The sequence below is a fragment of the Acidithiobacillus sp. M4-SHS-6 genome, assembly GCF_047421495.1.
Lineage (GTDB): Bacteria > Pseudomonadota > Gammaproteobacteria > Acidithiobacillales > Acidithiobacillaceae > Acidithiobacillus.
The window spans coordinates 1,421,593-1,438,209 of record NZ_CP175559.1 but is presented as its reverse complement, the minus strand read 5'-3'; the positions used below and the strand labels follow the sequence as shown (position 1 = coordinate 1,438,209).

Here is a 16,617-nt window from a genome sequence, read left to right as displayed (position 1 = left end):
CTGACAAACATGAAAATGCGCCTCAGGCAGGACGGCGGGTCTTGCGCTGTCCACGTTCCAGAGGAATCACATTATTGGCCAACGATTGGGGAGCGCGACAAGTCCACTGCCAGCGCCCCTCGGGTTGCAAGGCACGTAGCGCCACCAACGCCTCTTCACTGGCCGCGAAACCGAAGCGTTCCGGCACTTTTAACAGCACCTGCAGGTCCTTGTCTACGGGCATGCGCAAGTGCAAACGTACCGAACCTGGATATTGCTGCAGCCAGTCACGCAAACATTCGGGTTCCAATGCCGCGCCCTGGGGAAGTTCCAGAGTCAATTGCACAGCCAGTTCTTCGCGCGCCCGATGGCGATCCAGCACTCGCAGAGCACTCAGGCGCAGGCCACCCGAGTAACTGTCCTCCCCAACCTCGCCAAGCACCAGCACCGGCTCCTCCCCCTCGCCGATTTTTCCCGCCTGGGCCCAGACTTCGGCAAATACCACCACCTCCAGACGGCCTGCGCCATCATCCAGAGTCAGGAAATAAATCCGGTCTCCCCTTTTGCTGCGGGTGCTGCGGCGAGCGACCACCAATCCTGCCACCAGCACCACTGACCCTGCCGAAACCTGTCCCAAAGGGTAGACACCCAGTTCCGCAAGCTCGGCACGCAATGCATCCATGGGATGACCGCTGAAGTAAAACCCCAGGGTTTCCCGCTCCTGACGGAGGGCCTCGGTGGAGGTCCAGGGTACCGCCTGACTCAGGGGCGGAGCGGCGGGTAATGCTTCCTGCCCCGCAAACAGGGACTCCTGCTGGCTGGACTGACTGTGCTGGTATTGTGCGGCTGCTTCCATGGCGGTTTCCAGCGAGGCGATGAGATCCGCACGCGACACCTGCCAATCATCCATGGCCCCGGCCCGAATCAGGGCCTCCAGAGCACGGCGATTGATTTTTTGACTGTCCACCCGACAGAGCAGGTCGAAAAGACTCGTGAAAGCCCCCTCTTGGCGCGCTTCCAGAATACTCTGAATGGCCGCCCGACCCAGCCCCTTGATAGCCCCCAGCCCAAAGCGGATAACCCGTGAACCCTCGGGACGAAATTCCAGACCACTGCACTGCACACTGGGCGGGGCAATACGCAGCCCCATGCGTTGACACTCCGCAATCATGGCGACGACCTTGTCGGTATGATCCATATCCGCCGTCAGCACGGCGGCCATGAAAAACTGGGGATAGTGGGCCTTGAGATAGGCAGTCTGATAGGAAACCAGGGCGTAGGCTGCAGAATGGGATTTGTTGAAACCATATTCGGCAAACTTTTCCATCAGATCAAAAATAGCCCCGGCCTGGTCGGGTTGCAGGCCGTTTTTATGGGCGCCCTCCAGAAAAATGCTGCGTTGCTTGGCCATTTCCTCGGGCTTTTTCTTGCCCATGGCCCGCCGCAGCAGATCGGCTCCGCCCAGGGAGTAGCCCGCCAGCACCTGGGCAGACTGCATGACCTGTTCCTGATAGATGATTACCCCATAGGTTTCCTTGAGAATCGGCTCAAGATCGGGGTGCAAATAGGTGACCGGAGCCTTGCCATGCTTGCGGGCGATGAAATCATCCACCATGCCCGACTGCAGGGGTCCCGGACGAAACAAGGCGACCAGGGCAACGATATCCTCAAAGGTATCGGGTTGCAGACGCCGGACCAGATCACGCATGCCCGAAGATTCGAGCTGGAATACTGCCACGGTTTCCGTGGACTTGAGAAGGGCATAGGTTGCCGGATCGTCCAGTGGCAGTTGCTGGATGTCCACGGGGGCATGGGACTGGTCCGCAGCGTTGATGAGCTTGATGGCCATATCAATAATGGTCAGGGTCCGCAGGCCGAGAAAGTCGAACTTGACCAGGCCCATTTTTTCGACATCATCCTTATCCAGCTGGGTCACGTTGCCACTTTCTCCCGAGCTGTCCGTGAACAGGGGCAGACGATCGGCCAACGGCTCCGGGGAAATGACCACACCACCCGCATGAGTGGAAGCATGACGAGGCAGACCTTCCAGACGCAGGGCGATATCCAGCAAATCGCGGACATCATCTTCTTCCGTCTGGCGGCGGCGCAACTCTTCGGATTCTTCCAGAGCCTTGGCCAGGGTCATGCCCAGATCACCGGGAACGAGCTTGGCGAGCTGATCGACGAATCCATAGGGCAAGCCCAGAACTCGACCCACATCTCTCACCACAGCTCGGGCTTTCATGGTGCCGAAAGTGATGATTTGCCCCACCCGATCACGCCCGTATTTTTCCGCCACATACTGAATGACCCGATCGCGCTGGTCCATACAGAAATCCACGTCAAAATCGGGCATGGATACCCGCTCCGGGTTCAGGAAACGCTCAAAAAGCAAGCCATTACTGATGGGATCCAGATCCGTGATGCCCAGGGCATAGGCCACCAGAGAGCCCGCCCCGGACCCGCGCCCCGGACCCACCGGAACCCCATTATTTTTCGCCCACTGGATAAAGTCGGCCACGATCAGAAAATAACCGGGAAAGCCCATTTTCTGAATCACCCCCACTTCACGCAGCAAGCGTTCATGATAAGGGAGGCTGGCTTCACCGTTGATTTGCAAGGCTTGCAGACGCTGCTGCAGGCCTTTTTGTGCCGCTTCATGCAAATAGTCATCAATGGATTGACCAGCGGGAATGGGATAGTCGGGCAAGGCATATTTGCCGAGCACCAGTTCCAGATTACAGCGTTTGGCAATTTCTACCGTGTTGTCACAAGCCTCGGGAATATCCGCAAACAGCTCCCGCATTTCCTCCGGGTCACGCAAACGATGTTCTGCTGTGAAACGCCTTGGCCGTCGTGGATCATCGAGGGTCAGGCCCGCAGAAATACACTGACGGGCATCGAAGGCGGCAAAATCGGCGGCGTCCAGAAAGTGGGCATTATTGCTGGCGACTACCGGCAGATTCAGCTTTTCCGCCAGAGCCAGGGTACCTTGTACCAGACTTTCCTGATCCTGTTCACCATTACGCTGCAACTCCAGATAAAAGCGCTCGGGAAACCAGTCGGCATATTGTCTGGCCAGATTTTCAGCCCGTTCTTCGTCATGGCGCAGCAACGCCCGACCGATTTCGCCCTGCCCTGCTGCGGACAAGGCAATCAGTCCCGCGTTGGCTTGCTGTAACCAAGCCGCTTCAATTTGTGGGCGCCCCTGCTGTTGACCTTCCAGATAAGCCCGACTCAATAAACGGCTGAGATGCCCATAGCCGGTTTTATTCATGCACAATAAAATCAGGCTGGCGGGCCGCTCCGTATCGGAGTCATCGTGAATCCAGATTTCACTGCCGATCAGCGCCTTGATGCCGTGACTGCGGGCAACATTGTAAAACTTGACCAAGGCAAAAAGGTTGCCATGATCGGTAATGGCCACAGCAGGCATGTTTTTTTCGGCACAGCGCTTGGCCAGGGCCTTGACCGGAATAATGCCGTCTTCCAGAGAATATTCGGAATGCACATGCAGGTGCACAAATGTGGGGTCACTCACTGTCTTGTCTCCCAGGCCCGATCCACCGGGCCAAAACCACGTCGATGCAGCGGGCATGGGCCATGGCGCTGCAATGCCTGCAGATGGGCAGCCGTTCCATAACCCATGTGCCGGGCCAGACCATAGGCCGGATAATAACGATCCAGTACCTGCATGGTCTGATCTCGGCTCACCTTGGCAAGAATACCGGCCGCAGCTATGGCATCGACCCGAGCATCGCCTCCCACCAGGGTCTCGACCTGCCAGCCGGGTGGCGACTGGTTACCATCGACCACGATCCGTTGGGGACGCAGCGGCAGGGCGCCAATGGCCCGGGCCATGGCCCGCAAGGTTGCCTGGAGAATATTGTAACGCTCGATTTCCCAGACTGCAGCCCAACTCACTGACCAGGCCAGCGCTTCCTGACGAATCCTGGCTGCCCACAGCAAGCGCGCCTTGGCCGTCATTTTCTTGGAATCATCAAGACCATAAAGCGGCTCGCGCAAAATCACCGCCGCGGCAATGACCGGCCCGGCCAGCGGACCGCGCCCTGCTTCATCCACACCGGCGCAAGCGGGACCCCAGTGCTCCAGCTCCGAAGCCTTTGCTGTCAGGATATTCATGCGGATAGCTTCATGTAAACATCTTCCGTAAGACCTGCTGCAGAGACTCTGGAGAATCTCCCTGCAACAAGTCCCTCAGCCTTTGCAACCGGCGAAGCTGATCCTGTCCGGCCTCGCCGAATAGCGATAAAAGAGTGGCGGCAACCCGATCCGGGGTAAAATCTTTTTGCAGGAATTCCGGATAGACCGCTTCCTTGAGCAAAATATTCGGCATGGCCACAAAAGGCGTTTTGACCAACCTTCTGGCAAAAGCATAGGTCAAGGCATTGAGGACATACACCACGACCGCTGGACGCGCCATCAAGGCGGTTTCCAGGGTCGCCGTACCGGAAGCCACCAACACCACATCGGCGGCGGCCAGCACCGTACGGGTCTGGGCGCTGACGAGCACGGCATCCTCGGGACCTGCACCGCGCTGCCAGTGCTGGTTCCAGGTGGGCGCCAGCTCGGCACGGGCCAGAGCCACGATTATTTGCAAATGGGGCATTTGCTTGCGCAGCAAGACCGCCGTTTCCGCATAGCGGCGAGAAAGTTTTTCCAGTTCACCCCGACGACTACCCGGTAACAAGGCAATGACCGGCTGATCTGAAGTCAAACCCAAGGCCGCTCTGGCAGTCAGGCGATTCGGAGCGGCAGCCGTCTGCTCCAACAAGGGATGGGCCAGCAGCTGGACAGGAACTCCGGCCTTGGCGTAAATGGGTACCTCAAAGGGGAACAGCACCAGCATTTGATCGACAATCTGCTTGATCTGATGAATACGCTGGCCGCGCCAAGCCCATATTTGCGGTCCCACCACATAGAGGACCCGGATGCCCAGGGCCTTGGCCGCCTTGGCGATGCGCAAGTTAAATGCCGGATGATCAATCAGAATCACGCACAGGGGTTTTTCTTTTTTCAGGTGTGCCACAACTCGATGGTAAAGTCGGCGCAGCGCCCCATAATGGCGAAGCACCTCAATGAGACCGATAACGACCAGCACTTCCCCATCGGCGATATTCCGCACCCCGGCAGCCTGCAAGCGCGAACCTACTACGCCGGACCATTGCAGATCCAGGCCGGCAGCTACCGCATTGGCCATGATTTCCAGCCCGAGGTTTTCCCCGGAGCGTTCTACGGCAAGGACAAATACCTTGCCCAAGGACTAAGCCTGGAGGCTACGACGGATGACTTCAGCCACCCGGACAATTTGCGCCTCCTGCAATTCGGGAAACATGGGCAGGGAAAGCACCCGCCCGGCGAGCTGGTCGGCGACAGGACAACAACCCTGGGCCTGCTCGCCGAACATTTTCTGGCGGTGGCCCGGAATGGGATAGTAAATGGCACTGGCTATACCCTCGGCCTGCAAGGCGGACTTCACGCCATCCCGGCCCTCTAGCTGAATGGTATATTGATGATAAACATGCTGATAACCCACTGCAGCGCTGGGCAATAGCAGATCCAGCCCGGCCAGATGTTGGTCATACCAGGCAGCCGCCTGTCGACGGCCAGCATTGAAAGTCGCCAGATGCGGAAATTCCGTATGTAAAATCAATGCCTGCATTTCATCGAGACGGCTATTGTAGCCCAGCACATCATGGTGATAGGTCTGCCAGGAACCATGATTGCGCAAACCACGTAACTGTTTCGCCAGTGTTGCATCATTGGTTACCACCATCCCGCCATCGCCAGCACCACCGAGATTCTTGCTGGGGAAAAAGGAAAAACATCCCAAGTCACCAAAGCTGCCCACTGGCCGTCCGTGAATACTGGCGCCAATGGCCTGCGCGCAATCTTCGATGACTTTCAGACCATGCTGCTGTGCCATGGTCATGATCCCAGGCATGTCAGCGGGCAAACCATATAGATGCACCGGAATAATCGCCTTGGTACGGGCGGTTATGGCTGCCTCAATGAGAGGCACGGTCAGCACATAACTGTGCGGGTCCACATCCACAAATACCGGCTTGGCACCCACATAGAGCACGGCTTCGGCTGTGGCAATAAAGGTGAATGTCGGCACAATCACCTCGTCACCGGGGCCAATACCCAAGGCGCGCAGAGCCAGCAGCAAGGCATCGGTGCCCGAAGCACAGCCCACTCCGTGGGCGACGCCACAGAGCTGGGCGACCTCACTTTCCAGGGCTCGACCATACTCTCCCAGAATGAAGCTGGCCTGATCCAGAATTTTGCCCATGCCTGCCAGAATTTCTTCGCGCAGCGGCTGGAAATGGATCCGCAAATCCACCATGGGAATAGTATTGGTTTGGCTCATCATTGTTTTTCCTGTTTATTTTTCCTGCTTACGGGAAAGGAATTCATCCACCGCCCCGCGTACCTGCAAGGCCGCAGCCAGCACCCGACGACCCGCCATCCCGTCACAGAATACCGGGGATTGCTGCGTGACTGCGGCGAGGAAGTCTTCAATCTCGGCGGCCAGCGCATCGGTCTTGGGCAAGACGACGGCTTCATCCCGAACCCCGGGAATACCGGGCACCGCCCCTTCACCGCGATGATAAATGTGCAGGCTATTTTGGATAAAATCCACAGAGGCGTAACGATCCTGCCAGAAAATCCGCAAACGCCGGGCCGGCTCGCGTACCACCCGGGAAGCGGCAAGATTGGCTACGGTGCCATTATGCAGGGTAACCCAGGCATTGGCCATATCGGCCTTGTCCGTCACCGCCGCCACCCCCACCGCGCGAACATCCACAGGTTCAGCTCCGGTGAGCAATAAAGTGAGATCCAGATCGTGAATCATGAGGTCCATGATCACATCAATATCCAGAGAGCGCGGCTTGAAGGGCGCCAGGCGTTCGGCTTCCAGATAGCGGGGTGGCCCATAACCGGCCTGGCGCAAGTATCGGATAGCTGGATGTACCCGTTTGATATGTCCAACAGCCAGCACCCGTTGTTTTTCTTGAGCCAGGGAGATCAAGGCATCGGCTTCCTGAACATTCAGAGTAAACGGCTTTTCCACCAGACAGTGGACCCCGGCGCGCAATGCGGCTTCAGCAACTTCATGGTGGGCAGAGGTGGGCGTGGCAATGGAAATGGCTTCTACCGAAGCCAGCAGCTCGGGAATACTGGAAAACACCCGACAACCCAGTTCCTGTGCGAGTTCGGCAGCCCGGGTCGGATTGGCATCATACACCCCTTGCAGGGCGGAGAGACTGGCATACTTCTGAGCATGAAAACGGCCCAAATGACCCACACCGATGACAGCGGTCTTGAGATGCTTCATGGCCGGGTAATCCCTCTTTTGCTGCTGCGAATGAAGTCGAGAAGATGCGCAATTTCCGGGGCATCGAGACCACGCTGCACGACTTCTTCCATCGCCGCATCCAGACGTTGTCCGGAGCGAAACAAAAGCCGATAGGCGCGCTTGATCTGCAAAATAGTCTCCCGTGAAATGCCGCGTCGAGCCAGGCCGCGCACGTTGATGCCATGCAGACTGGCATGGTTGCCAGCGGCCATCATGTAGGGAGGAATATCCAGGGGCGCCATGGTTCCACCACCCAAAATGGCGTGCGTACCCACCCGGGCAAACTGATGAACGGCAGAAAGCCCGCCGAGAATGGCATGATCCTCGATACTCACATGCCCGGCCAGAGTGGCGGCATTGGCCATCACCACCTGATCGCCGATATGGCAGTCATGGGCCACATGACAATAGGCCATCAACAGATTATGGTTGCCGATGCGGGTCACAGCACCGCCCTTCACGGTCCCGCGATTGACGGTCACAAACTCCCGCAGGGTATTGTGAGAACCCATTTCCAGAGCTGTGGATTCGCCTTTATAACCCATATCCTGAGGCGCCGTCCCTACCGAAGCAAACTGAAAGATCTGATTATGGCTACCGATCCGGGTAGGGCCTTCCAGAACCGCATGGGCACCAATCTGGCAGTACTCACCTATTTCCACCTCGGCGCCAATCACGGCAAAAGGACCGATTTTACATCCTGAACCAATTTTTGCGCCAGGCTCTACGATGGCCGTGGGATGGATATGGGCACTCATGGGGCCGTTTCCCGCAGGGTAGCCAACAAAAGAGCCGAGGCCACTTCGGAACCATCTACCAAGGCCTGAGTTTCCATTTGCCACATGCCAGAACGGCGGCGACTCACATTAGCGAGCAATTCCAGACGATCACCCGGAGTGACCGGTTTACGAAAGCGCGCCTTGTCTATCCCCGCAAAATACACGGCAGCATTTTCCCCATACTTGTCCTCCGAGACAAAAGCCAACAGAGCTGCTGCCTGGGCTAATGACTCGATGATCAAAACTCCAGGCATGACGGGCATGGCCGGGAAATGGCCTTGAAAAAACGGTTCGTTCATGGTGACATTCTTGATGGCACGCAGGGACTTGCCCACTTGCACATCGAGCACGCGATCAACCAGTAAAAAAGGATAGCGATGAGGTAATCGCTTCATGATATCCTGAATATTCAATTCACTCACCATTCAGTGGCTCTCCGTCAGATGATGCTGGTGCCGCAGATTTCTTCTCCAGAAACTTCACGCGCCGAAACAAGGTATCCAAACCGTCAAAACGGGCAACAATGCGTCGCCAACGGGTAATTTCATGAGCTGGGACCGCGCCGGAATAGACCCCGGGGATGCGCAGGGAATGGGTGATGCCACTTTGTCCGGCGATCACGCAGCCATCGGCTATTTCAATATGGCCGGCAATTCCCACCTGCCCCCCAATCCGGCAATGACGGCCAATATGCGTACTACCGGCAATCCCGGTTTGTCCGGCAATGACGGTATGGGCACCTATGTGAACATTATGACCCACTTGCACCAGATTATCGATTTTGACGCCATCGGCAAGCACCGTATCGGTCAATACGCCGCGATCAATACAGGCGTTGGCCCCCACTTCCACGTCATTCCCCATCAACACTCCACCCACTTGCGGGATTTTGATATATTTCCGATTTTCTTCCGCAAAACCAAAACCATCCGCACCAATGACCGCGCCCGCGTGAATAATGCAACGCTCACCGATGCGACAGTCCCGATAAATTTTCACGCCGGGATAAATATGAGTGCCAGCCCCAATCTCGACGTTGGCGCCGATAAACACGCCTGCTTCCAACCAGACGCCTGCCGCTATTTTCGCTCCCGATTCCACCCGAACAAACGCATCCATCCGCACATCGGGATGAACTTGCGCATCGCGATCCAGTTGCACGCTGTGGTGCATGCCTGGTTCATGTCGCGGCACAGGAAACAGATATTGGAGGATTTTGGCAAAGGCGGCATAGGGATTGGACACAACAATACAGTTTCCGGAAAAGTCTCCGGCCGCTTGCGGATCGAGAATCACCGCCCCAGCCTGACTGGACTGCAAAGTGCTGCGTAAGGTACCCGTCTGATAAAAACTGATGTCCCCCGCCTGGGCGACATCCAGAGGCGCGACACCAGTAATCGGATAATCTCCCTTTCCTCGTAATTCTCCACCAATATGGTGCGCCAGATCCACGAGGCGATGCGTCCCGGTTTTCATTATTTTTTACCTGCCGTTTTGGATGGAACCGACGCATTATTCATGGCAGCGACCACCTGGCCGGTCAAATCAATGGCACCACTCACATAAAGTACCGATTTATCATTGAGAATCACCGTGTAATGCCCCGCCCGTCCAATCTGACTGACCACTTTGACCAATTGCTTCTGGATGTGTTTAAGAATCTGGTTGCGCTGATAATTCAGGCTATCCTGGGCCTGCCGCTGAAATTGCTGCAGGCTGAGAATCATGCGCTGTAACTGGGCTTCACGATCCTGCCGCTGGGCATTGCTCAGATGCGGGAAATCTTTTTCCAGGCTCTTCTGGAAAGTATCAATTTGTTGGCGCTTGGCGTCGATTTCCTTCTGCTTGGCTTCCACCTGCTTGTTCAGATTTGCGGCACCCGCCTGAGCCTCCGGAAGCTCGCGCAGGGCCTTGTCCAGGTCGACAAAGCCGATTTTCATGGGGCTCGCCCAGGCCATCCCGGCAAGCGCCATCAACAACACCCCCAAAAAACACTGCCGAATCATAGAAACATCACCGGAACATCAGAAGTTGTTACCCACAGTGAACTGCAGGGGTTGAGTGAGATCACCGGGTTTTTTATCCAGCGGGATAGCCAGGGAAAGGCGCAACGGTCCCAGGGGGCTGATCCACAGAAAACCAATACCCGCAGTGGTCCGCATATCTCCAAGATTGGGGAAGTACCTCGTGCTATTTGTACCGCCTAGATAAGACTCAACGCCATAAACCCAACCACTGGCAGCAAAGAGCGACATCCGGAAATTATGATTATCCGCAAGACCCGGCAAGGGGAAATACAAACTGGCGTTAAACAGAATTTCGCGAGTGCCGCCTACCGGATAACCATTATCCGTGGACCTCTCACCGAGAGAATAAGTCTGATACCCCGGCAGCGTCGTCGGGCCACCCAGATAATAGTTGTCGAAGAAAGGTACGGGCTTACTGTCATAACCATTGATGAAGCCATAGCGACCACTCAATCCGCCAGTGAGCCAGGAAGTTATGGGATGATAATATTCGGCCTTGACTTCCGCCTTGTACCATCTCAGCTTGCCGGGCGGCACGGCCGCCTTGAGATCGAGACTGGTATACAATCCTTTGGTGGGGAAAATCGGCGAGTTGCGACTGTCATACACCAGACTGTTACCAATGGTCACCGCCGTAGCCTTATTTCCGAATGTGTTCACATACTCATTATAAATGGCTGGACTGCCAGAGGTCAGATTGATCGTCGTGTTACTATAGCCCAATGACATGTAATCATAGACATTGCGCATGATGGGAATTCCCAGCGTACCCGTGGCCCCATAATCAATTTCCTGATAGGGCGCGACCGCCAGACTGGAGAGATTGGTATCATTCCGGTACACGTTAAAACCGAGGCTGATACCGTCCGGAGTAAAATAGGGATCGGTAAAGGCCAGATTAAAGGCCGTTCCCAGGCCACCCACGTCGGCCGAAAACGACAGGGCATTACCAGTACCCATGAAATTATTCTGGCTGATGGAGCCATTGAACAAAATACCCTGGGCGTTGGAGTATCCCACTCCCAGGCTGAAACTGCCGGTCGGCCTTTCACTGACATGTACATCCAGATTCATTTGATCGGGATGGCCGGGAACCGGAACGGTTTTGGTATCCACCTTGTCGTAAAAGCCGGTCTGCTGGAGACGTTCCTTGGAACGCTTGATCTGGGCGCCATTATACAGAGATCCTTCCATTTGCCGGAACTGACGCCGCACCACATAATCCCGACTGCGATTATTACCGGTAATCTTGATGTGCCGGATATAGACCTTGCGGCCGGGATCCACCTCGAAATTCAGGGCTACTTCCCGGGTTTTTTCATCCACAGTTGGTACTGGCGTGGTATTGGCAAAGGCATAGCCCAAGTCCCCCAGCTTATCGGCAATGGCACTATTGGTGTCATTGATTTTGGCCCGCGAAAAAACCTCCCCGGGATGAATTTCCACCAGCTTTTCCAGTTCCGACTTGGGAAGCACCAGGTTGCCACTCAATTTGACGGATTGAATATGATAAACCGGTCCTTCGTGGATATTGACGGTGATATACACGAAACGGCGATCGGGCGTGACCTGGACTTGACTGGATTCAATATCAAAATTCAGGTATCCCCGATCCAGATAAAAGTTGTGCAGAGCCTCCAGCCCCTTCATCAACTTTTCCTGGGAATAACGGTCATTTTTCGTAAAAAAGGAAAAGGCATTGGGCGCACCAATATCAAAAAGCCCGCGCAAACGACTTTCACTGAAAGCATGATTGCCCACAATGGTCACCTGCTTGATCGTCGCCTGCTCCCCTTCCTGGGCGTCAATGGCAATGGCGACCCGGTTACGCGGCAGTTTCTGAACCTTGGCATGAATTTTCGCGTTATAGTAACCCATCCCTTCATATTGCTGCTGCAAACCATGGACCACTTCATCCAGAATGGACCTGTTGAAAATATGCCGATCCACCAGGCCCATACCCTTCAGGGTTCCATCCACCTCTGTTTTGGAAAAAGCCTTGATGCCATGCATTTTGATGCTGGCTATAATCGGACGTTCCTGCACGACGACCAGCAAATCGTCATTGGAACGGGCGATGGTCACATCCTTGAAAAATCCGGTCGAGTATAGATCCTTGATGGCCTGTTGGGCTTTCTGATCATCCACCTCTTCGCCAATATGGATGGGCAGATAGTTGTAGACTGTCCCAGGAGCAATATGCTGCAGACCTCTTATTTCGATGTTTTTCACGGTAAAGGGCGTAAAAGCCCAGGCAGGCGCTGCCCAGACGGCAGCCATGCAGGCAATACCCGAGGCAAGGACAAGAGGCGTCAGCGAAGTCAGACTGAATTTTTTCACGGAGTCATCAATCTCATAATATCATTGTAGAAAGCGAAGGACATCAGCATCAGAAGCAGCACTATACCGATCTGCTGGGCTTTTTGCACCACCGCCGGTGAAAGGGGTTTACCCCGCAGCATCTCCAGGGTATAAAACACCAGATGGCCGCCATCGAGGATGGGAATGGGCAGCAAATTCAGGATACCCAAACTGATACTGACCAGTGCCAGAAAGGACAAAAATGGCGCCACCCCTGCCTGGGCGGACTGACCCGCATATTCGGCAATGGCAATGGGACCACTGATATTATCGGGAGAGACAAAACCCTGCACCATCCGTAGAATCATTTCCAGGGTCATCCAGGACATCTGCCAGGTACTATGAAGACCGTAAATCAACCCTTCCACGGGTCCCCGGTGACGCATGACGATCAAATCCCTGGGCAGGGGGGCCATCACAATGCCAATGCGGCCAATGGGCTTTCCCGTCTTGTCGAGAAACATCTGCGGTTTGATCCGCACGGTTTTGCTGATCCCACTAGCAGTCCGATAAGTCAGCTCGACGACCTTGTCAGGACGGGATTCAATCTGACGGGCAAGGCTCTCCCAGCTCGGCACGGGATGATGGTTGATGCTGATGATGCGATCACCGGCGGCCAGTCCCGCCGCAGCCGCGGGACTTTTGGGTTCCACCGCTCCCACGGTTGCGGGCAGATAGGGCTCCATGCCGATCACCTTCCCGAGAAAATCCGGTCCCACCGAGTCCGCCTTGAGGGACTGCAAGGGAAGCGTATGGGTAGTCACCTCCCCCTGATCGCTGGTCTGCAGTTGCACTGGGACACGGGCAATGGCCGCCGCCAGCAAGCCCGTGCGCAAGTCTTCCCAGGTATACACTTTTTGTCCATTCAGGGCCGTGATGCGCTGACCTGGCTGCAGTTGCGCTTGCGCAGCCAAAGAATGTTCATTGACCAGGCCAATAATGGGAGCCAAACCTGGAATGCCGATCCAGGCCACCCCCGCATAGGCAATCACCGCAAAGAGCAGATTAGCCAGTGGCCCGGCAAGAGCGATTAAAAAGCGCTTACCGGGCGCCAAAGCGTCAAAAGTCCGGGTCCTATCTTCAGGAGGAATCTCTTCTCCCGCCTGTTCACCGAGCATTTTGACATAACCGCCCAAGGGCAAGGCGGCAATCACATACTCGGTATGGTCTCGCCCCCAACGTCTACTGATCAGGGCCGGGCCAAAGCCAATACTGAATTTCAGCACCTTGACACCCATGAACTTGGCGACCCAGAAATGTCCGGATTCGTGGATCAGCACCAGAATGCCAATCGCCAGAATAAAAGCGCCCAGGGTTTCAAGAATATACACAGGATCCCGAGATCAGGCCGAAGGGGATGCCGCATGCCGGTGCAGATGCCTGCCGGCCACCAGCCGAGCCTCCTGATCAAGGGCCAAGACAGCATCCAATTCATCGGGTGCAGCAGGTTGTAATTCCGTCAGGGTATCTTCCACGACGGCCGCAATCCGGGCAAAAGGCAGGTGCTCATCAAGAAAAGCCTGCACGGCCACTTCGTTGGCGGCATTCAGGACGGTAGCCGCAGCGCCACCCGTGCGCAGGGCCGCGAAAGCCAGGGCCAGACAGGGAAAACGTTGCAGATCGGGTTGCTCGAACTGCAGATCCGCTGCCTGGGACAAATCCAGAGAGGATACTCCGCTCTCCATACGCTCCGGATACGCCAGGGCATGGGCAATGGGCGTGCGCATATCGGGGTTGCCCAGTTGCGCCAGCACGGAACCATCCACGTACTCCACCATGGAATGAATGATGCTTTGGGGATGAATGACCACCTCAATTCGTTCGGCGGGAAGCTGGAACAACCAGTGCGCCTCGATGACCTCCAGCCCCTTGTTCATCATCGTCGCCGAATCCACCGAAATTTTCCGTCCCATCACCCAGTTGGGATGGGCACAGGCCTGGTCCGGCGTCACTCCCTCCAGGCGCTCCAGGGGCCAGGTCCGGAAAGGCCCCCCGGAAGCCGTCAGCAAAATACGGCGAACGCCACGGCCATCAGCGAAACACTGAAAAACGGCATTATGTTCACTATCAATGGGCAGCAGGACCACGTTACGGGCATGCACCCGATCCATGAACAGTTTGCCGGCCATGACCAGACACTCCTTGTTGGCCAGGTAGACTTTTTTCCCTGCCTCTACCGCCGCCAGTGTGGGCAGAAGCCCGGCAGCGCCGACAATGGCCGCCATCACCTCATCCACGCCATCCATACGGGCCACCTCGGCAAGCATTTCGGGGCCACTATCTACCCGGATTTGCCTGAGTCCAGCGTCGCGCAGCAGCACCTGTAATTGCTGGGCCGCATCTGGAGAGGCCATCACCACCTGCTCAGGGTGATGGATTTTGCAGAGTTCCAGCATTTCCAGGATCCGCTGATTACCCGTCAAAGCCACTACCCGGAATCTTTCTGGATGGCGGGAGAGCACATCCAGGGTATTTTTACCGATGGAGCCTGTGGCTCCGAGAATGCAAATGCCTCTTGTCATTTCCACCAACCCAGATAGTAAAGTCCGGCCACAAAAACCGGGATACCCGCGCTGATACTGTCCAGACGGTCGAGCAATCCGCCATGCCCTGGCAACAATTGCCCACTGTCCTTACAACCTGCGCGGCGTTTCAGATAACTTTCAGCCAGATCGCCAATGACCGCAAACAGGGCGGTCACGGCTCCCAGCAAAGCACCTGACCAAAGGACAGCCGGATAAGTACCCAGCCAGATCCAGGCTCCCAGTGTGCCCACAATGGCGCTGGCAAGCAAGCCACCCAGCAGACCTTCCCAGGTTTTGCCCGGACTCACCCGGGGAATCAGGCGTCGGCGCCCCCATAATTTGCCAAAACTCATGGCCCCCACATCCCCCGCACTGATGATCAAAATGGCCCATAAAAATGTAAAGGGGGCCTGCTGCTGGAGTGCCATGGATAACCAGAAGGCCGGTAAAAATGCCGGTAAAAGCAAGATCGCCGTCAACGGACGTTGCCAATGCGGGGCATTGCGCAAAGGCGTGGGGGGCTGTGCCAGCATGAACACCGCCCATAATAACCATCCCAGCAGCGCCATATCCGCCAACAGGGGGCCTGGCAGGTTTTTCAGCCAGAGTGGCAAGGGTAAGAGCAGCAGCAAGCACAGGGACAAGAGCAGCACCCCGGATTTCGGGAGTAAACTGAGGCGCCCCCATTCCTGTCCGGCAAGGAGGGCCAGGAGCAGCAAAAAGCCCAGAAAAACCCAGGAAGAAGCCTGAAAAACAACGACAAAAACCAGCAGAAACAACAACGCGGCGGTGATCAGCCGCTGACGGAGCAATCGCCCTCCAGAACTTGATCCCCGGTGCGACCAAAACGTCTTTGCCGGTGTGCAAAAGAGTGCAGGGCGCGTTCGAGTGAAGCACGGTCGAAATCGGGCCAGAGTATATCGGTAAAATAAAATTCCGTGTACGCCAGCTGCCAGATCAGAAAATTGCTGATCCGCTCTTCTCCACCGGTACGAATCAACAAATCCGGTTCAGGAATCTCGGCCAGACTGAGGTGTTTGGCAATATCCTGCTCGCTGAGCATCTGGGGATCCTGACCACTCGCCTGGATAGCCGCCACAGCGGCGCGGGCGGCCTGGGTAATATCCCACCGTCCCCCGTAATTCACCGCCAGATTGAGCTGCAAGCGGACGTTATCCCGGGTCAGCACTTCCGCTTCTTCCACCAACTGACGGATATCCCGTTCCAAGGCACTACGATCGCCAATAATGCGCAGACGCACCCCGTTTTCATGCAGTTTGCGGACTTCGCGCTTCAACAACAGGCGAAACAGATTCATGAGCAAACGTACTTCCAGGGCGGGACGCCGCCAGTTTTCCGTACTGAATGCAAACAGGGTCAAGTGAGGAATGCCCAAATCCACGCAGGACTGGACCATCTCCCGAACCACTTCGGCCCCGCGCCGATGACCTGCCACCCGTGGCAGATGCTGCCGATAGGCCCAGCGCCCGTTACCATCCATGATCACGGCGAGGTGAAGGGGCTTTGTGGAAAGGTTGATCATAGGCTGCGCGGGCACCGGT

General features: G+C 56.1%; 14 protein-coding genes. All 14 read right to left on the bottom strand.

All coding sequences use genetic code 11. The annotated features are described in order from the left end of the window. Positions 1–22: 22 nt before the first annotated feature. The 14 genes from dnaE to uppS are packed head-to-tail and all read right to left on the bottom strand — an operon-like array spanning position 23 to position 16,598. Positions 23–3,520, bottom strand: a complete 3,498-nt coding sequence (gene dnaE / locus ACJU26_RS07335) for a DNA polymerase III subunit alpha (RefSeq protein ID WP_414041848.1) — start codon at positions 3,518–3,520, stop codon at positions 23–25. Further along, entirely contained in the window at positions 3,517–4,122 is a 606-nt protein-coding gene (locus ACJU26_RS07330; RefSeq protein WP_414041847.1) for a ribonuclease HII, read from the bottom strand. Before ACJU26_RS07330 ends, dnaE begins: the two co-directional genes overlap by 4 nt. Positions 4,123–4,132: 10 nt before the next feature. Further along, entirely contained in the window at positions 4,133–5,260 is a 1,128-nt protein-coding gene (gene lpxB / locus ACJU26_RS07325) for a lipid-A-disaccharide synthase (protein ID WP_414041846.1), read from the bottom strand. Between the two features lie 3 nt (positions 5,261–5,263). Then, positions 5,264–6,376 (bottom strand): DegT/DnrJ/EryC1/StrS family aminotransferase, encoded by a 1,113-nt coding sequence (locus ACJU26_RS07320; RefSeq protein WP_414041845.1) that lies wholly within the window; start codon positions 6,374–6,376, stop codon positions 5,264–5,266. Positions 6,377–6,388: 12 nt separating this feature from the next. Next, on the bottom strand, positions 6,389–7,342 hold the full coding sequence (locus ACJU26_RS07315) for a Gfo/Idh/MocA family protein (protein WP_414041844.1): 954 nt from the start codon (positions 7,340–7,342) through the stop codon (positions 6,389–6,391). Further along, the gene (gene lpxA / locus ACJU26_RS07310; RefSeq protein ID WP_414041843.1) at positions 7,339–8,121 is read right to left on the bottom strand and encodes an acyl-ACP--UDP-N-acetylglucosamine O-acyltransferase; all 783 of its coding nucleotides are present in this window, start codon (positions 8,119–8,121) and stop codon (positions 7,339–7,341) included. The genes ACJU26_RS07315 and lpxA overlap by 4 nt, the downstream gene beginning before the upstream one ends. Then, positions 8,118–8,567 (bottom strand): 3-hydroxyacyl-ACP dehydratase FabZ, encoded by a 450-nt coding sequence (gene fabZ / locus ACJU26_RS07305; protein ID WP_414041842.1) that lies wholly within the window; start codon positions 8,565–8,567, stop codon positions 8,118–8,120. Before fabZ ends, lpxA begins: the two co-directional genes overlap by 4 nt. Continuing rightward, complete coding sequence (lpxD, locus tag ACJU26_RS07300; protein WP_414041841.1) at positions 8,557–9,618, bottom strand: UDP-3-O-(3-hydroxymyristoyl)glucosamine N-acyltransferase; 1,062 nt, start codon at positions 9,616–9,618, stop codon at positions 8,557–8,559. The genes fabZ and lpxD overlap by 11 nt, the downstream gene beginning before the upstream one ends. Further along, positions 9,618–10,148 (bottom strand): OmpH family outer membrane protein, encoded by a 531-nt coding sequence (locus tag ACJU26_RS07295; protein ID WP_414041840.1) that lies wholly within the window; start codon positions 10,146–10,148, stop codon positions 9,618–9,620. Before ACJU26_RS07295 ends, lpxD begins: the two co-directional genes overlap by 1 nt. Before the next feature lie 18 nt (positions 10,149–10,166). Further along, complete coding sequence (gene bamA / locus ACJU26_RS07290) at positions 10,167–12,509, bottom strand: outer membrane protein assembly factor BamA (RefSeq protein WP_414041839.1); 2,343 nt, start codon at positions 12,507–12,509, stop codon at positions 10,167–10,169. After that, positions 12,506–13,861: an RIP metalloprotease RseP gene (gene rseP, locus ACJU26_RS07285; RefSeq protein WP_414041838.1), complete on the bottom strand. Its 1,356-nt coding sequence runs from the start codon at positions 13,859–13,861 to the stop codon at positions 12,506–12,508. Before rseP ends, bamA begins: the two co-directional genes overlap by 4 nt. A 12-nt stretch (positions 13,862–13,873) precedes the next feature. Beyond that, positions 13,874–15,052 carry a 1-deoxy-D-xylulose-5-phosphate reductoisomerase gene (gene ispC / locus ACJU26_RS07280; protein WP_414041837.1) on the bottom strand — a complete coding sequence of 393 codons (1,179 nt, stop codon included), beginning with the start codon at positions 15,050–15,052 and terminating at the stop codon, positions 13,874–13,876. Next, the gene (locus ACJU26_RS07275) at positions 15,049–15,867 is read right to left on the bottom strand and encodes a phosphatidate cytidylyltransferase (protein WP_414041836.1); all 819 of its coding nucleotides are present in this window, start codon (positions 15,865–15,867) and stop codon (positions 15,049–15,051) included. Before ACJU26_RS07275 ends, ispC begins: the two co-directional genes overlap by 4 nt. Further along, complete coding sequence (gene uppS / locus ACJU26_RS07270; protein WP_414041835.1) at positions 15,849–16,598, bottom strand: polyprenyl diphosphate synthase; 750 nt, start codon at positions 16,596–16,598, stop codon at positions 15,849–15,851. Before uppS ends, ACJU26_RS07275 begins: the two co-directional genes overlap by 19 nt. Positions 16,599–16,617: the final 19 nt, after the last annotated feature.

What these genes read in the sequence shown, in the direction of transcription:
- uppS (WP_414041835.1), bottom strand. Translation starts at nt 16,598, where the DNA reads ATGATCAACCTTTCCACAAAGCCCCTTCACCTCGCCGTGATCATGGAT.
- fabZ (WP_414041842.1), bottom strand. Translation starts at nt 8,567, where the DNA reads ATGGTGAGTGAATTGAATATTCAGGATATCATGAAGCGATTACCTCAT.
- lpxA (WP_414041843.1), bottom strand. Translation starts at nt 8,121, where the DNA reads ATGAGTGCCCATATCCATCCCACGGCCATCGTAGAGCCTGGCGCAAAA.
- lpxD (WP_414041841.1), bottom strand. Translation starts at nt 9,618, where the DNA reads ATGAAAACCGGGACGCATCGCCTCGTGGATCTGGCGCACCATATTGGT.
- ispC (WP_414041837.1), bottom strand. Translation starts at nt 15,052, where the DNA reads ATGACAAGAGGCATTTGCATTCTCGGAGCCACAGGCTCCATCGGTAAA.
- ACJU26_RS07320 (WP_414041845.1), bottom strand. Translation starts at nt 6,376, where the DNA reads ATGATGAGCCAAACCAATACTATTCCCATGGTGGATTTGCGGATCCAT.
- ACJU26_RS07330 (WP_414041847.1), bottom strand. Translation starts at nt 4,122, where the DNA reads ATGAATATCCTGACAGCAAAGGCTTCGGAGCTGGAGCACTGGGGTCCC.
- ACJU26_RS07295 (WP_414041840.1), bottom strand. Translation starts at nt 10,148, where the DNA reads ATGATTCGGCAGTGTTTTTTGGGGGTGTTGTTGATGGCGCTTGCCGGG.
- ACJU26_RS07315 (WP_414041844.1), bottom strand. Translation starts at nt 7,342, where the DNA reads ATGAAGCATCTCAAGACCGCTGTCATCGGTGTGGGTCATTTGGGCCGT.